The organism is Vibrio sp. 1CM2L (assembly GCF_023161695.1).
GTDB classification, from domain to species: Bacteria; Pseudomonadota; Gammaproteobacteria; order Enterobacterales; family Vibrionaceae; genus Vibrio; species Vibrio coralliirubri.
Genome location: NZ_JALNTT010000002.1, coordinates 979380 through 995020, shown reverse-complemented (window position 1 = coordinate 995020; position 15641 = coordinate 979380). Strand labels below are relative to the sequence as shown.

Below are 15641 nucleotides of genomic sequence, written 5' to 3'. Positions count from 1 at the left end.
ATTTGTTCTGATGAGATTTTCAACAATATAGCCAGCTAGTGTTGATGTATAAATTAGATTTATGCATTTATGGTGTTTGGGCTAATTATTAGGCTTTTAAATGATTTGTATGTGTAGTTTTAGCTCTCTACTTTATGTGTTGGCTTTTCACCAAATAATGATAGAAGGGGCGGGGTAAATATGTTCGGTTGGATAAAAGTATGGATTAAGAAATACGATGAGTGGTGTGAGGAGCTTGGTTTAACGCCTGAGAATAAGCGCAGCTGTGTGCCTCATCGTCGTGATCCTCAAGGACAACAAACAGAGAGTGGGGAAGATGACATCAGAATTAAGTGATTTTCTGCTATTTGATACCCATTGCCATGCGGATTTTGAGGCGTTTGAACAAGGTTTTGCACTTGAACAAAGTATTGATCTCTACCTCAAAGATGCGAAACAAGCCCAAGTTGAGAAGTTGCTGATTCCTTCTATTGGTAAAAGTAACTGGAACAAACTCGACAAAATCGCTCAATCTCACCCCAATGTTTACTATGCATTAGGCTTCCATCCTTACTTTTTAGAGCAGGCCAATGACGAACAATTTTCGGAACTTCGCCAATTACTCTCTTCAAAAAACAGCCAATGTGTTGCGATAGGTGAGTGCGGACTCGACTTTTTTGTGGACGTTGAACGAGAGAAACAAGAGCGCTTTTTCATCCAACAAATGGAAGTTGCCAAGGAGTTTGAGCTGCCTTTAATCATCCATGAGAGGAAGTCTTACAACCGACTTATTGAGTTGTTAAAGCAACACAAGTTTACTTTTGGAGGGGTGATTCACGGCTTTTCAGGGAGTGAACAGCAAGCTTTGGCGTGGATCAAGCTCGGTTTCTATATTGGCGTCGGTGGAACGATAACTTACCCAAGAGCGCAAAAAACACGCACAACCATCGCAAAACTGCCCCTTGAATGCTTGGTGTTGGAAACGGATGCTCCGGACATGCCCATGTATGGAAACCAAGGAAATGTTAATCATTCCAAACATTTAGTTACGATCTTAAATGAACTTTATTTGCTTAGAAAAGAGCCAAAGCAATCGATTGCAGCGCAAATTTGGCAAAATAGCCATCGCGCATTCGGTATATGTGAATAAAATCGAAGGTTTTTGTTTATCGTTTGCGTAAATTGCACTTAGCTTGTGATTTGGGTCACATTTGCGTGTGAATGGTACATGAATCTTCTACGAAAGTGTGAGGACGGCATTACTTTATTAGTGGTCGCATGAGTATAATTGCCTCCGCTTTATAGCCCCATTTTGTAACACGCCAATAAATAACTAATAAGGAAGTCATAAACTATGAGCCTGTTTATGAGCCTAGTCGGAATGGTTGCACTGATCGCAATCGCAGTACTACTATCTGACAACCGCAAAGCTATTAATCTAAGAACAGTGGGTGGCGCTTTCGCTATCCAATTCGCACTTGGTGCATTCGTACTTTACATCCCTTGGGGTCGTGATCTACTTGCAGGTTTCTCTGCTGGTGTAGCAAACGTGATCGACTACGGTAAAGACGGTACTGGTTTCCTATTCGGCAGCCTAGTTAACTTCTCAGTTGACGGTATCGGTTTCATCTTTGCTTTCCAAGTACTACCAACTCTGATTTTCTTCTCTGCACTTATCTCTGTACTTTACTACATTGGTGTTATGCAAATTGTAATCAAAGTTCTTGGTGGTGGTCTTCAGAAAGCTCTAGGTACTTCTCGCGCCGAGTCTATGTCTGCAGCAGCAAACATCTTCGTTGGTCAAACTGAAGCACCTCTAGTTGTTCGTCCATTTGTTCCTAAAATGACTAACTCTGAACTATTCGCAGTAATGTGTGGTGGTTTGGCTTCTGTTGCTGGTGGTGTACTAGCAGGTTACGCATCTATGGGTGTACCTCTAGAGTACCTAGTTGCAGCGTCATTCATGGCAGCACCTGGTGGTCTACTATTCGCTAAAATCATCAAGCCTGAAACAGACACGCCAGACGACAACATCGCTGACGAAATGGACGGTGGCGATGACAAACCAGCTAACGTTATCGACGCAGCAGCAGGTGGCGCATCAGTTGGTCTACAACTAGCACTTAACGTTGGTGCAATGCTACTAGCATTCATCGGTCTAATTGCTCTAATCAACGGTATCCTAGGTGGCATCGGTGGTTGGTTCGGTATGGAAAACCTAACTCTAGAACTTCTTCTAGGTTGGATCTTCGCACCGCTAGCATTCATCATTGGTGTTCCATGGGAAGAGGCAACTATCGCTGGTTCTTTCATTGGTCAGAAGACAGTTGTTAACGAATTCGTTGCATACCTAAACTTCGTACCATACGTTGGTGAAAACGCTCAAGTTGTTGCAGCAACTGGTCAAGTGATGTCTGAGAAGACTCAAGCTATCATCGCATTCGCACTATGTGGTTTCGCAAACCTTTCTTCAATTGCGATTCTTCTAGGTGGTCTAGGTGGTATTGCACCAAGCCGTCGCCACGACATCGCACGTATGGGTGTTAAAGCGGTAATTGCTGGTACTCTATCTAACCTGATGGCAGCAACAATTGCTGGCTTCTTCCTGTCTTTCTAATTAGTTAGAAATCGATATATAGACGCCATAATAATATCGCCCCGTAGCAAGAAATTGCTGCGGGGCTTTTTTGTTTTTAGGCCTAGTGTTTCTTTGGCATAAGCATCAGCTTGAAGTCGATTAATGGGTCTAGAATGTTTTTTTGAGATACAAACCGTTTGCGTTCTAAGGAGCACTACAATTTATTGATGGATACCTATAATGTATAAGCTAAAGGGATAGGATGTCTCTGTTGGCAAGAAAGTAACCTCGAAATCAACTCGAACGTTATTCTTCTGGGATTAAGCCAAAATTAGCGATACGCTATAGATGTTAGACACAACATGACTGATTTGTTGTGCCATAGACCAAACTGGTACTGTGCGGTGACAAGGATTGCAATTGGTAGCGAAAGTTATCAAGTCTTCAGGGAACCAAGTCCGTTCATTTGTGGCTACTGAGCATTACTAAAATATCCATCTATACTGGATGGAGGGCGAAGTAGTTAACTATTTGAATATATTGATCGGAGATAGAAATGAGCGATTTAAAAGCAGCAGCTCTACGTGCACTTAAACTTATGGACCTAACTACGCTAAATGACGATGACACGACTGAAAAAGTAGTGGCGCTTTGTCATGATGCGAAGACTGCAGTAGGCAACACCGCTGCAATCTGTATTTACCCTCGCTTTATCCCAGCAGCTAAGAAAGCGTTGCGTGAGCAAGGTACTCCAGAAGTACGCATTGCGACTGTAACTAACTTCCCTCATGGTAATGACGACATCGAAATTGCTGTTGCAGAAACAAAAGCAGCGGTAGCGTACGGCGCAGACGAAGTTGACGTAGTATTCCCATACCGTGCTCTTATTGCTGGCAACGAAGAAGTTGGCTTTGAGCTAGTTAAACAGTGTAAAGCAGCTTGTGGTGACATCACGCTTAAAGTGATCATCGAAACAGGTGAACTGAAAGAAGAAGCACTGATCAAGAAAGCTTCTCAAATCTGTATCGAAGCAGGTGCAGACTTCATCAAAACTTCAACAGGTAAAGTGCCAGTAAACGCGACTCCAGAATTCGCGCGCATGATGCTTGAAGTTATTCGTGACATGGGCGTTGCTAAAACAGTTGGTTTCAAACCAGCTGGTGGCGTACGTACTGCTGAAGATGCAGCACTATACCTAGCAATGGCTGATGAGCTACTAGGCGCTGAGTGGGCAGACAACATGCACTACCGTTTTGGTGCTTCAAGCCTACTAACTAACCTTCTTAATACATTAGAAGTGACAGACCAAACTGCTGATCCAGCAGCATACTAATATCCCAATCGGGTGTAACAAGATTTAGTCTGTTTGATGGAGTGGCGTTAAGTCACTCCACATTACCTCTTTCCCTACAAACCATACTCACTTGAGTTTGGGAGGCACTAATGTATCTACCTCAAGAAATTATTCGCAGAAAACGTGACGGTGAAGTCCTAACAGCTGAAGAAATTAACTTCTTCATTCAAGGTGTGGCTAAAAACACGGTTTCTGAAGGCCAAATTGCAGCATTCGCAATGGCTATCTTTTTTAATGAAATGACGATGCCAGAACGTATCGCACTAACATGTGCAATGCGTGATTCAGGCATGGTGATTGACTGGAGCCACATGAACTTTGATGGCCCAATCGTTGATAAACACTCTACTGGTGGTGTTGGTGACGTAACTTCTCTGATGCTTGGCCCTATGGTGGCAGCATGTGGCGGTTTCGTTCCAATGATCTCTGGTCGTGGTTTAGGTCACACTGGCGGTACGCTAGACAAGCTAGAATCTATTCCGGGTTACAACATTACACCAACCAATGATGTGTTCGGTGAAGTAACGAAAGATGCTGGCGTGGCTATCATCGGTCAAACAGGCGATCTAGCTCCTGCTGACAAGCGTGTTTACGCGACTCGTGATATCACAGCAACAGTCGACAACATCTCGCTAATCACGGCTTCAATCCTATCTAAGAAACTGGCTGCTGGCCTTGATTCTCTAGTGATGGATGTAAAAGTAGGTTCAGGCGCATTCATGCCGACTTACGAAGCATCTGAAGAGCTAGCGAAATCTATCGTTGCAGTAGCAAACGGTGCGGGTACGAAAACAACAGCAATCCTAACGGACATGAACCAAGTACTGGCTTCTTCAGCGGGTAACGCAGTAGAAGTTCGTGAAGCGGTTCAGTTCCTAACGGGTGAATACCGTAACCCACGCTTGTTAGAGATCACGCTAGCATCGTGTGCTGAAATGTTGGTGCTGGGTAACCTAGCTAAAGATTCAGACGAAGCGCGCGAAAAACTGATGGCAGTACTGGACAACGGTAAAGCAGCAGAGTGCTTCGGTAAGATGGTAGCGGGCCTTGGTGGTCCAGTTGATTTCGTAACGAACTACGATAACTATCTAGAAAAAGCAGACATTATTAAGCCAGTGTACGCGCTAGAAAGCGGTGTGGTATCAGCAATGGATACTCGTGCAATTGGTATGGCTGTGGTTGGTATGGGCGGCGGTCGTCGTGTAGCAACTGACAGCATTGATTACGCAGTCGGTTTTGATCACTTCATTCGCCTAGGTGAAGTAGCAAGTGAAGATAAGCCATTAGCAATGATTCATGCTCGCAACGAACAACAGTGGCAAGAAGCTGCAACAGCATTACAAAATGCAATCACTGTGGGCGGAGAATATACAGCAACGCCAGACGTTTACCGTCAGATTCGTTCTGAAGACGTGTAAATAACAGATATCGGCATGCCTAGTGTATGCCGATAAACAGAGTTCTGGTGCAAAGAGCAATAAGTTGGTGAAGAAAATGAAAAGAGCATTTATTTTAGTTTTAGATTCATTCGGTATCGGTGAAACAGCGGATGCGGACAAATTTGGTGATGTAGGTTCTGACACTATGGGCCACATCGCAGATCATTGTGACCAAGGTCTTGCAGACAATGCAGATCGTAAAGGTTCACTGACATTGCCAAACCTGTCTAAGCTAGGTCTAGCGATGGCTCACAAAGAGTCTACAGGTCGTTTTGCTCCTGGTATGGATGCAGACGCTGAGATCATTGGCGCTTACGGTCACGCTGCTGAGCTGTCTTCTGGTAAAGACACGCCATCAGGTCACTGGGAAATCGCGGGTGTTCCTGTACTGTTTGACTGGGGCTACTTCACCGACAAAGAGAACAGCTTTCCAAAAGAACTGACTGACCGCATCCTTGAGCGTGCAGGCCTGTCTGGTTTCTTGGGTAACTGCCACTCATCTGGCACAGAGATCCTAGATAACCTAGGTGAAGAGCACATGAAGACTGGCTTGCCTATCTTTTATACTTCTGCAGACTCTGTTTTCCAGATCGCTTGTCACGAAGAAACATTCGGCCTGCAAAACCTATTAGACCTGTGTCAGATTGCTCGTGAAGAGCTAGAAGATTACAACATTGGTCGTGTTATCGCTCGTCCGTTCATTGGCCCAGGTAAAGGTCAATTCGAACGTACTGGTAACCGTCGTGACCTTTCTGTTGAGCCACCTGCAGCTACCATTCTTCAGAAGTTGGTTGATGAGAAGGGCGGTAACGTTCACTCAATCGGTAAGATCTCTGATATCTACGCGGGTTGTGGCATCACTCAGAAAACCAAAGCAACAGGTATCCCTGCGCTATTTGAAGCAACCAAAGAAGCGATCAATGAAGCGGGCGACAACACTATCGTGTTCACTAACTTCGTTGATTTCGACTCAGCTTACGGCCACCGCCGTGATGTTGCTGGTTACGCAGCGGCACTTGAGTACTTCGATGGTCGCATCAATGAAATCATCGATATGATGAAAGAAGACGATGTGCTTATCTTAACCGCTGACCACGGCTGTGATCCGACATGGCCAGGTACAGACCATACTCGTGAACACATCCCTGTGATTGTTTACGGTCAGAAGGTTCCAGCCGGTTCTTTAGGCCGTCGCGATACGTTCGCTGATATCGGTCAAAGCTTAGCGTCATACTTTGGTACATCGCCAATGGGACACGGTACAAGCTTTCTATAATAGTTAACGAAGAGAGAGGGAAACCTCTCTCTTCTTTTTTGTTTTGAGATTAAGGATATTTTCAATGGCTACTCCACATATTAATGCTGAAATGGGTGATTTCGCTGACGTAGTTTTAATGCCAGGCGACCCGCTACGTGCTAAATACATCGCTGAAACCTTCTTAGAAGAAGTGGTTCAAGTGTGCGACGTTCGCAACATGTTTGGTTACACCGGTACTTACAAAGGTCGTAAGGTTTCGGTAATGGGACACGGTATGGGCATTCCATCTTGTTCTATTTACGCGACTGAGCTGATCAAAGACTTTGGTGTGAAGAAGATCATTCGTGTGGGCAGTTGTGGTGCAGTGAGCGAAGATATCAAAGTGCGTGATGTGGTGATCGGTATGGGCGCATGTACTGACTCTAAAGTGAACCGTATTCGTTTTAAAGATCATGACTTTGCGGCTATTGCGGATTACAAAATGGTGCGCGCGGCAGAAGATGCAGCCAAAGCTCTCGGTGTCGGCGTAAAAGTCGGTAACCTGTTCTCGGCTGAGTTGTTCTACACGCCAGATCCAGAGATGTTCGAAGTAATGGATAAATACGGCATTGTTGGCGTAGAGATGGAAGCGGCAGGCATCTATGGTGTATGCGCGGAATACGGCGCAAAAGCTCTAACGATTTGTACTGTTTCTGACCACATCAAGACTGGTGAGCAAACGACATCAGATGAACGTCAAACGACTTTCAACGACATGATGGTTATCGCACTAGACTCAGTGTTGCTTGGTGACCAAGAATAATATTGATTTGTCTTAGCTTGATAAGTCAACAGATAACAAAAAGCCCCGTTGCTGCCTGAGCGTCGGGGCTTTTTATTGGATTGCGATATTTATTCTCAATCTAGTGTCTTTATTGTCAGCCTAGTGTATTTATGAGCTTACATTCTTCAACAGTAAGTTCTCACCAGATTTAGTCGGTCTTCTGCGAATCAGCATGATGAACAACACGCCACTCACAAACCCCATCAATACCATACCGATCATGTAGCGATCACTTTTGCGGTAGTGGTGATCAGAAATCGCCGTCATCTTACCGGTTTCGAAGGTCACTCGAATAAAGCCGATGATCGTCTTCTCTGGTGAATAAATAGGTTCAACTAATTGTTGTCTGCCGATACTTGCTGTTGAAAGTGGCGTATCTAAGCCTAGAACCTCACGTACCGAGAGGGCTTTTTCACTCGAAGCCAGTCGAATACCCTCTGCATCATAGATGGTGGTATCGAACACCAGTCGGTCTTGAGATAGCTGGTTAGTCAGATCAAGTAATCGCTCTTGGTCTTGTTGCGTGATCATCTTGCTGGCTGAAAGTGATGCCTGAGAGATAAGCAGCTTGGTAAGAGTTTCCAACTGTTTTGCTTGGATCTTCTCGTTACCTTTACTGATCACGACCGTATTTTTAATCGTTACAACGAACATGGTAGCCAACAAAATGAGGGCTAGCATTCGTAAAGCGTTACGTATTGAGAACAATGATTCATTCATGTTTCACGAAGCCTGAAATAAACAAATGTTATGATTAAGACATATTGAGACTTGCGTTTTCAAATTGCAATAGGTTAACGTTTAGCATAGTTAATTAGGAATCATACACATGGACGCTCAGAAATATCTGCCGATAAAAAGGCATACCACATTATTAACTCGACTCCCCGAGACTCGTTTCGCTTCTCAACTCGCTAAATCCAAGGCCAATTGGATTGTGTTTGGTGAGTACTTATCTCCACAATCTTTCGATGACATCGACTTTTTCACTGGCACTTACAACACCATCCTCGATACGTGGAAGGTTGGGCATTATGAAGTGGCTTTGATGTCAGGCAATCTAACGCCAGCACACGAAGAAATCCTCCAAGCGCTAAAGCTTGATTATGCTTGCCTTAGCGAGGTCCCAGACTTATCTAAGCCAGGTTTGATCGTGATGGATATGGATTCCACAGCGATTCAAATTGAATGCATCGATGAGATTGCCAAGCTAGCTGGAGTGGGAGAGTTAGTCTCTGAAATCACAGAACGAGCGATGCAAGGCGAGCTCGACTTTGAACAGAGCCTGCGCCAACGAGTAGGAGCACTGAAAGGTGCGGATGAGTCGATATTAGAGCAAGTGCGTCAGTCTTTGCCATTCATGCCAGACTTGGTCGGGCTGGTGAATACTCTGAATAAGCTTGGCTGGAAAACAGCAATTGCATCAGGTGGGTTTACTTACTTCTCTGATTATCTGAAAGATACCCTTGATCTTGACCATGCTCAATCAAACACGCTTGAGATCGTCAACGGTAAGTTAACAGGTGAAGTGTTAGGTGATGTTGTTTCGGCGCAGACCAAAGCGGATATCTTGGTAGAGTTGGCTGAAGAGTACGAATTGGAACTGCACAATACCGTTGCCGTTGGTGATGGAGCCAATGACTTGGTGATGATGGGCTCTGCAGGTCTAGGCATTGCCTACCACGCAAAACCAAAAGTAGAGCAGCAAGCTCAAACTGCTGTGCGTTACGCAGGTTTAGGCGGGGTGCTGTGCATCTTGTCCGGTGTATTGGCTAAGCAGCAGAAGATCAGCTGGCAAGCGAAACCTTAGGGGTTCTACCTAAGTGCTATTAGCTATGTATCTTATTTAGCAATAGTGGCTCAGACACAAAAAAGCAGGCTATCAGCCTGCTTTTTCTATTTTAAGTTAAAACGCGGTTCGAAGTTAGCGTGTCAGCTCTAATCGAATCAACACTTCATCGGTAATGTCTTCTATCTCACCATAACCGATAAACGCAGTCACCTCATTCTCTAGCTTCTTAGCTTGATGCATACTGATGCGTGAAAGCTCTTCTAAATCCGACTGGAATAAACTCGTTAGCGGATTAAAGATAGGTGCCGTCGTGACTCGCAATACATACACATCACCTAAGTGCTGCGCTTTCTTAATGAATAAGATGCGTTCCTTTGCTGAGGCGAAGTCTTTGACCAGCTTGGTGTGTACTGATTGGATCTTATCGCCAAACTTAACTGCAGCAATGTACACGTCATGATGTTTAGGCTCCGCACCTTCAATTCTTTTCAGTGGCTCAGCCAACAGTGAGTTGGTGTGACCCTTAAAGATTGGCTCCAGTGAGAACTTTTGGTTGTGACCAAGTTTAGCGAGTAACGCTAGATGCTTATTCAGTGGGAAATTCACACCAATGATCTTACAGCGCAGCGTTGAACTTGGCTTATCAATGAATATTGGGTTACTGACCATCTTGCTCAACAAAATGTTGTGCAGTGATTCGAGTAGTGAATGCGTTGGTAGTATCTCTTGCTTCTTAATCAGCTTATTTTGGTTTTGATCGATAAGCCCATTAAGGAAAGCGATGGTACGCATTGTCTTGGCGTTCTCGGCAATAACCAACTGCACGTTGCGGCCATTCGGACTCACACGAATCACGTGGTAAGGCACGGTGCTTAGTGGCAGGTTCTTGTCATAGAGCTGCAGTTCATTGAAGTTCACTAATACCGGATCATTAATCTTGAGTACCATTGGGTGTTCAAGGCTAATGCTCAGTCCACGCTTCGAGATATCTAAGGTGTGTCCGTTCGCCGCTGCGCCATCTTGTGATGTGAGTTGCAACGGTGACTTAAATTGGTATCTCGGCTCTTTACGACGAGTCTGAGAGTCAAAGTAGATGCTTTGAATATTGCCGACGACAGTACGCGGGTGACGGAAGCGGTTCAATTCACTGCTTGGAATGCGTGGTTTTTCACTCAGAAGATAATCAGCTGCACTTTCGTGATCGCCGATCTCTTGCAAGATTCCGCAATGCGTCAGTTGAGCTGAGCTTTGAGCCAGCGTGTCCGAGTGTTTAGCTAATGCTTGTCGTTCGGTGTCTGATAGTTCGAAAACCGAGAACTTGAACGCCTTCCAACTTTTACGTTTGCCACCGATGTGCCAGAACAGCTGTCTTTGTTCACGAGAGGCTTCAGGCAGCATCATTGAATAGAACAAGGTCTTGTTTTGGTGTTCATGGGTAAACGAATAGATAACGTTACTGGTTCCCTTCACTCCTGGTTTCGCCAGCAGGTTCATACGTTGCTCGTTGAACAGGGTGCCCAGCGCTTGTTGATTTCGCTCGTCGTGCCAGTATTGCCATAACGGATGGTTGTTATCCGTCAGTAGGGCAAGCTTTAGTTCGCTGCCGCTGAAAAACAGGGGAAGGTTACAAGTGTGCTTTAAATAGGTGTGTTCGATTCCTCGAGTACGAGTTCGAATGACCCTATCTTGATTTTCATGGCTGGTTTTCTTACTGGTGCTATTTAAAGACTCATCGAGTAAGCGAGCCACAATATTGTTGTCGCTTACCTTGATGGTTCTTAGAAATTTGACCGCGTTGTTCTCATAAGATTCGTCGATACCCAAAACACGAAATTCAACCGCTTGGTTAACATCGTTTTCTTGGGACTTTTCGATAAGCTCTGAGAACTTAACGCTGATGATCTCGCCGAGGTTGTATCGAAAGGCGCTCGGCACCTTGAACTTTGCACCCGACGGGGATATATCAACCGTTACACCATGTAGGCTTTGACCTTTCGATGTGGTGATCTCTACCTGCGAGCTAATCTTGAGTCTGTTCTCTTGGCGCTTTAAGTCGTAACCTAGGTTAATAGCTTCCGCTTCATACGGGCTATTGGCGCTAGTAATGTCGTGGTTACCTTGAGAAGATGTTTTAACAACGCTCAGAGGCTGAGTTCGCGGAGTCATTACTAACTCCCATGCGCCTTCTGTGTAACCTTTAAACTTTTTCGTACCACGTTGATACGCGTTTAAAGCGATGTCATCGAGCCAGTGCTTACGGCCGTCTAACGTGAACTGACGACATTCATTATCAATGCGCCCACGTAAATCAATGCTCTTTGTACACGGAGCCATGATACGATTCAGTTCCATTTTAACCAGCAGTTTTAGAGACGGAGATTCGCCTTCTGTCATTTGAGAAAGAAGGAATTCGAAATCTTCGGCGTGGTAGGCCGGGATAAGACGTTCTGCTACAGATAGAATTTCAGATTGCTGCATACTTTTCTTGTTAGAATGGACGGTGCATTTATGTTATCGACTAGTTTAAATCGATCTTTAAGTATAAGTGGTATGACTGCAACGTTTATTTTCACCCGTACGGTCAAATAAGTCACAAATTGACAACATCATTGTGTAACTGAGTAAATTATTGAGGTTTTATGGCTAAGGCAAAACGAGCTTATGTGTGTAATGACTGTGGTGCTGACTTTCCACGTTGGCAGGGGCAGTGCAACGCATGTGGTGCTTGGAACACGATTACAGAAGTTAGGTTAGCCGCTTCACCTCAAGTAGCGCGCAATGAAAGATTATCTGGTTATGCAGGTGCAGTAACAGAATCGAGCGTTCAGACATTATCTGAAATTAATCTACAAGAAGTGCCACGCTTTAGTAGTGGCTTCAAAGAGCTCGACCGCGTACTCGGTGGTGGTGTTGTCCCTGGTGCTGCGATCCTGATTGGTGGTAACCCAGGCGCGGGTAAATCAACATTACTATTGCAGACCATGTGTCAGCTCTCTTCTCAACTGCCGACTCTTTATGTAACAGGTGAGGAATCCTTACAGCAGGTTGCAATGCGCGCCTCTCGACTTGGATTACCAAAAGAGCACCTAAAGATGCTCTCTGAAACCAACGTAGATAAGATCTGTCAGGTTGCCGAAAAAGAACAGCCAAAGATCATGGTTATCGACTCCATCCAAGTTATGCACGTTGCTGATGTTCAATCTTCACCGGGCAGTGTTGCTCAGGTTCGTGAATCGGCAACTGCATTAACGCGCTACGCAAAACAGAATAACGTTGCTGTGTTCTTAGTTGGACATGTAACTAAAGACGGCACCTTAGCCGGGCCAAAAGTACTTGAGCACATTATTGACTGTTCTGTTCTATTGGATGGTGGAACCGATAGCCGCTTTAGAACGCTGCGCAGCCACAAGAACCGTTTTGGTGCGGTCAATGAGTTAGGCGTGTTTGCTATGACAGGCCAAGGACTAAAAGAAGTCAGCAACCCATCGGCTATCTTCTTGTCTCGTGGTGAAGAAGAAACCTCGGGCAGTTCGGTGATGGTTGTGTGGGAAGGTACTCGTCCATTGCTTGTTGAAATTCAAGCGCTGGTGGATTATTCCCAGCTGGCTAACCCGCGTCGTGTCGCTGTCGGCCTAGAGCAAAACAGGCTTTCGTTGTTATTAGCGGTGCTGCATAAACACGGCGGCTTACAAATGGCTGACCAAGATGTGTTTGTGAATGTCGTCGGTGGTGTTAAAGTAACCGAAACCAGTGCTGATCTTGCGTTGGTGATGGCTCTACTTTCAAGTTTCAGAGATCGCGCATTGCCAAAAGATGTGGTGGTATTTGGAGAAGTAGGCCTAGCGGGTGAGATTCGACCGGTACCAAGTGGGCAAGAGCGTCTTAATGAGGCATTTAAACACGGCTTCAAGAAAGCGATTGTACCGGCGGCTAACATGCCTAAAGGTGGTATTCCTGGAATGCAGATCCATGGCGTGAAAAAATTATCAGAAGCAATTAATGCTTTTGATGAGTTGTAATTGAGCTCACTTCAGCTACTCTATACAGCAGAAATTCAGTCTAACTTAAACGCCAATTGCGCTTTAGATTAGCACTAAACTAAACAATCATTTAGATTGTTTCTACAGATTGCCTTTTTCTATATGTTAGAAAAAGGCAAAGTTTTTTAGTCCCAAATGCATGCAAAGCTATCAGTCTTCACAGATTGTGATATACTCTGCGCGCATTTTATATCCTATTAACAGAGTAAGACAATGGCAGATTTATCGAAATACAGAAACATTGGTATTTTCGCGCACGTTGATGCGGGTAAAACAACTACCACTGAGCGTATCCTTAAGCTAACTGGTCAAATCCACAAGACTGGTGAAGTACATGATGGCGAATCAACTACTGACTTCATGGAACAGGAAGCTGAGCGCGGTATTACTATCCAATCAGCAGCTGTAAGCTGTTTCTGGAACGGTCACCGTCTAAACGTTATCGATACTCCTGGACACGTTGACTTCACAGTTGAAGTATACCGTTCTCTTAAAGTACTTGATGGCGGTATCGGTGTATTCTGTGGTTCTGGTGGTGTTGAACCTCAATCAGAAACTAACTGGCGCTACGCTAACGAATCAGAAGTATCTCGTCTGATCTTCGTTAACAAACTAGACCGTATGGGTGCAGATTTCTACAACGTTGTTGACCAAGTTAAAAACGTTCTAGGTGCTACTCCTCTAGTTATGGTTCTACCAATCGGCCGCGAAGATGAATTCGTGGGTGTTGTAGACCTTCTAAGCCGTAAAGCATACGTTTGGGATGACACTGGTCTTCCTGAAAACTACGAAATTCTAGATGTTCCTGCGGACATGGTAGATGACGTTGAGCAATACCGTGAAGAGCTAATCGAAACTGCTGTAGAGCAAGACGATGACCTAATGGAAGCTTACATGGAAGGTGAAGAGCCTTCTATCGAAGACATCAAGCGTTGTATCCGTAAAGGTACTCGTGACCTAGCGTTCTTCCCAACTTTCTGTGGTTCTGCATTCAAGAACAAGGGCGTACAAATCGTTCTTGACGCTGTTGTAGATTACCTACCTTCTCCAACTGAAGTTGATCCTCAACCTCTAATGGACGAGAACGGCGAAGAAACTGGCGAACACGCTATCGTTTCTACAGATGAAACTTTCAAAGCGCTTGCATTCAAAATCATGGATGACCGTTTTGGTGCTCTAACTTTCGTTCGTATTTACTCTGGTAAACTGAACAAAGGTGACACGATTCTTAACTCATTCACTGGCAAAACAGAACGTGTTGGCCGTATGGTTGAGATGCAAGCTGATGACCGTAACGAACTAACTAGCGCACAAGCTGGTGACATCATTGCGATCGTTGGTATGAAGAACGTGCAAACTGGTCACACTCTATGTGATCCTAAGCACCAAGTAACGCTTGAGCCAATGGTATTCCCAACTCCAGTAATCTCAATCGCTGTATCTCCAAAAGATAAAGGCGGTTCTGAGAAAATGGGTATCGCGATCGGTAAAATGGTTGCAGAAGATCCATCTTTCCAAGTTGAGACTGACGAAGAGACTGGCGAAACTATCCTGAAAGGTATGGGTGAACTTCACCTAGACATCAAGGTAGATATCCTTAAGCGTACATACGGCGTTGACCTAACTGTAGGTGCTCCTCAAGTTGCTTACCGTGAAACTATCACTCAAGCAATTGAAGATAGCTACACGCACAAGAAGCAATCTGGTGGTTCTGGTCAATTCGGTAAGATCGATTACCGTATCAAACCAGGCGAAGCAGGTTCTGGCTTCAAGTTCAACTCTGTAGTTGTGGGCGGTAACGTTCCTAAAGAATTCTGGCCTGCAGTTGAGAAAGGCTTCGCATCTATGATGGAAAACGGCGTACTAGCTGGCTTCCCAACTCTAGACGTTGAAGTTGAACTTTTCGATGGTGGTTTCCACGCAGTCGATTCATCTGCAATCGCATTTGAAATCGCAGCGAAAGGCGCATTCCGTCAATCTATGCCTAAAGCTGGCGCGCAACTTCTTGAGCCTATCATGAACGTTGACGTGTTCACTCCAGACGATCACGTTGGTGATGTTATCGGTGACCTTAACCGTCGTCGTGGCATGATCAAAGATCAACAAGCTGGCGTTACTGGTGTTCGTATTAAAGCTGACGTACCTCTTTCTGAGATGTTCGGCTACATCGGTCACCTACGTACTATCACTTCTGGTCGTGGCCAATTCTCTATGGAATTCGCACAATACGCACCATGTCCAACTAACGTTGCTGACGAAGTGATTGCAAAAGTTAAAGCAGAAAAAGAAGCTGGTAAGTAATTAGCCCTTTTCTCAATTAGCTAAAAAAGCCCCGCAAGTGAAAGCTTGCGGGGCTTTTTATTGCTTGTAACATACTG

12 protein-coding genes are annotated in these 15641 nt (G+C 44.9%); 10 read left to right on the top strand and 2 right to left on the bottom strand.

What is annotated here, in order from left to right; genetic code table 11:
* The first annotated feature begins 180 nt into the window (after positions 1 to 180).
* The 7 genes from MSG34_RS09535 to deoD all read left to right on the top strand — a co-directional run bounded on the left by MSG34_RS09535 (position 181) and on the right by deoD (position 7410).
* Positions 181 to 336, top strand: coding sequence for a DUF5363 family protein (locus MSG34_RS09535; protein ID WP_164091100.1), 156 nt, complete (start codon positions 181 to 183; stop codon positions 334 to 336).
* A complete protein-coding gene (locus MSG34_RS09530) occupies positions 317 to 1129 on the top strand; it encodes a TatD family hydrolase (protein ID WP_248337165.1) in 813 nt (270 codons plus the stop codon). The genes MSG34_RS09535 and MSG34_RS09530 overlap by 20 nt, the downstream gene beginning before the upstream one ends.
* 204 nt (positions 1130 to 1333) lie before the next feature.
* Positions 1334 to 2596 carry a NupC/NupG family nucleoside CNT transporter gene (locus tag MSG34_RS09525; protein WP_017058833.1) on the top strand — a complete coding sequence of 421 codons (1263 nt, stop codon included), beginning with the start codon at positions 1334 to 1336 and terminating at the stop codon, positions 2594 to 2596.
* 517 nt (positions 2597 to 3113) lie between these two features.
* Entirely contained in the window at positions 3114 to 3890 is a 777-nt protein-coding gene (deoC, locus tag MSG34_RS09520; RefSeq protein WP_048605645.1) for a deoxyribose-phosphate aldolase, read from the top strand.
* Between the two features lie 110 nt (positions 3891 to 4000).
* Positions 4001 to 5329 (top strand): thymidine phosphorylase, encoded by a 1329-nt coding sequence (gene deoA / locus MSG34_RS09515; protein ID WP_050649685.1) that lies wholly within the window; start codon positions 4001 to 4003, stop codon positions 5327 to 5329.
* A 76-nt stretch (positions 5330 to 5405) separates the two neighbouring features.
* Entirely contained in the window at positions 5406 to 6626 is a 1221-nt protein-coding gene (locus tag MSG34_RS09510; RefSeq protein WP_017068223.1) for a phosphopentomutase, read from the top strand.
* A 64-nt stretch (positions 6627 to 6690) separates the two neighbouring features.
* Positions 6691 to 7410 carry a purine-nucleoside phosphorylase gene (gene deoD, locus MSG34_RS09505; protein ID WP_017063285.1) on the top strand — a complete coding sequence of 240 codons (720 nt, stop codon included), beginning with the start codon at positions 6691 to 6693 and terminating at the stop codon, positions 7408 to 7410.
* A 129-nt stretch (positions 7411 to 7539) separates the two neighbouring features.
* Here the strand turns inward: deoD and MSG34_RS09500 are convergent, their stop codons facing one another.
* Positions 7540 to 8151 carry a YtjB family periplasmic protein gene (locus MSG34_RS09500; RefSeq protein ID WP_076655999.1) on the bottom strand — a complete coding sequence of 204 codons (612 nt, stop codon included), beginning with the start codon at positions 8149 to 8151 and terminating at the stop codon, positions 7540 to 7542.
* Positions 8152 to 8260: 109 nt separating this feature from the next.
* Between MSG34_RS09500 and serB the strand changes: the two genes are divergently transcribed.
* Positions 8261 to 9241 carry a phosphoserine phosphatase gene (gene serB / locus MSG34_RS09495; RefSeq protein WP_017058828.1) on the top strand — a complete coding sequence of 327 codons (981 nt, stop codon included), beginning with the start codon at positions 8261 to 8263 and terminating at the stop codon, positions 9239 to 9241.
* Between the two features lie 114 nt (positions 9242 to 9355).
* On the opposite strand, the gene MSG34_RS09490 is transcribed toward serB, so the two are convergent.
* The gene (locus MSG34_RS09490; protein WP_248337163.1) at positions 9356 to 11701 is read right to left on the bottom strand and encodes a PilZ domain-containing protein; all 2346 of its coding nucleotides are present in this window, start codon (positions 11699 to 11701) and stop codon (positions 9356 to 9358) included.
* A gap of 161 nt (positions 11702 to 11862) precedes the next feature.
* On the opposite strand from MSG34_RS09490, the gene radA reads away from it, so the two are divergent.
* The gene (radA, locus tag MSG34_RS09485; protein WP_017058826.1) at positions 11863 to 13242 is read left to right on the top strand and encodes a DNA repair protein RadA; all 1380 of its coding nucleotides are present in this window, start codon (positions 11863 to 11865) and stop codon (positions 13240 to 13242) included.
* Between the two features lie 234 nt (positions 13243 to 13476).
* A complete protein-coding gene (fusA, locus tag MSG34_RS09480) occupies positions 13477 to 15564 on the top strand; it encodes an elongation factor G (RefSeq protein ID WP_048612295.1) in 2088 nt (695 codons plus the stop codon).
* Positions 15565 to 15641 lie beyond the last annotated feature (77 nt).

Excerpts from the sequence above, each read along its gene's own strand:
- MSG34_RS09535 (WP_164091100.1), top strand. The coding sequence starts at position 181 with ATGTTCGGTTGGATAAAAGTATGGATTAAGAAATACGATGAGTGGTGT.
- MSG34_RS09530 (WP_248337165.1), top strand. The coding sequence starts at position 317 with ATGACATCAGAATTAAGTGATTTTCTGCTATTTGATACCCATTGCCAT.
- MSG34_RS09525 (WP_017058833.1), top strand. The coding sequence starts at position 1,334 with ATGAGCCTGTTTATGAGCCTAGTCGGAATGGTTGCACTGATCGCAATC.
- deoC (WP_048605645.1), top strand. The coding sequence starts at position 3,114 with ATGAGCGATTTAAAAGCAGCAGCTCTACGTGCACTTAAACTTATGGAC.
- deoA (WP_050649685.1), top strand. The coding sequence starts at position 4,001 with ATGTATCTACCTCAAGAAATTATTCGCAGAAAACGTGACGGTGAAGTC.
- MSG34_RS09510 (WP_017068223.1), top strand. The coding sequence starts at position 5,406 with ATGAAAAGAGCATTTATTTTAGTTTTAGATTCATTCGGTATCGGTGAA.
- deoD (WP_017063285.1), top strand. The coding sequence starts at position 6,691 with ATGGCTACTCCACATATTAATGCTGAAATGGGTGATTTCGCTGACGTA.
- MSG34_RS09500 (WP_076655999.1), bottom strand. The coding sequence starts at position 8,151 with ATGAATGAATCATTGTTCTCAATACGTAACGCTTTACGAATGCTAGCC.
- serB (WP_017058828.1), top strand. The coding sequence starts at position 8,261 with ATGGACGCTCAGAAATATCTGCCGATAAAAAGGCATACCACATTATTA.
- MSG34_RS09490 (WP_248337163.1), bottom strand. The coding sequence starts at position 11,701 with ATGCAGCAATCTGAAATTCTATCTGTAGCAGAACGTCTTATCCCGGCC.
- radA (WP_017058826.1), top strand. The coding sequence starts at position 11,863 with ATGGCTAAGGCAAAACGAGCTTATGTGTGTAATGACTGTGGTGCTGAC.
- fusA (WP_048612295.1), top strand. The coding sequence starts at position 13,477 with ATGGCAGATTTATCGAAATACAGAAACATTGGTATTTTCGCGCACGTT.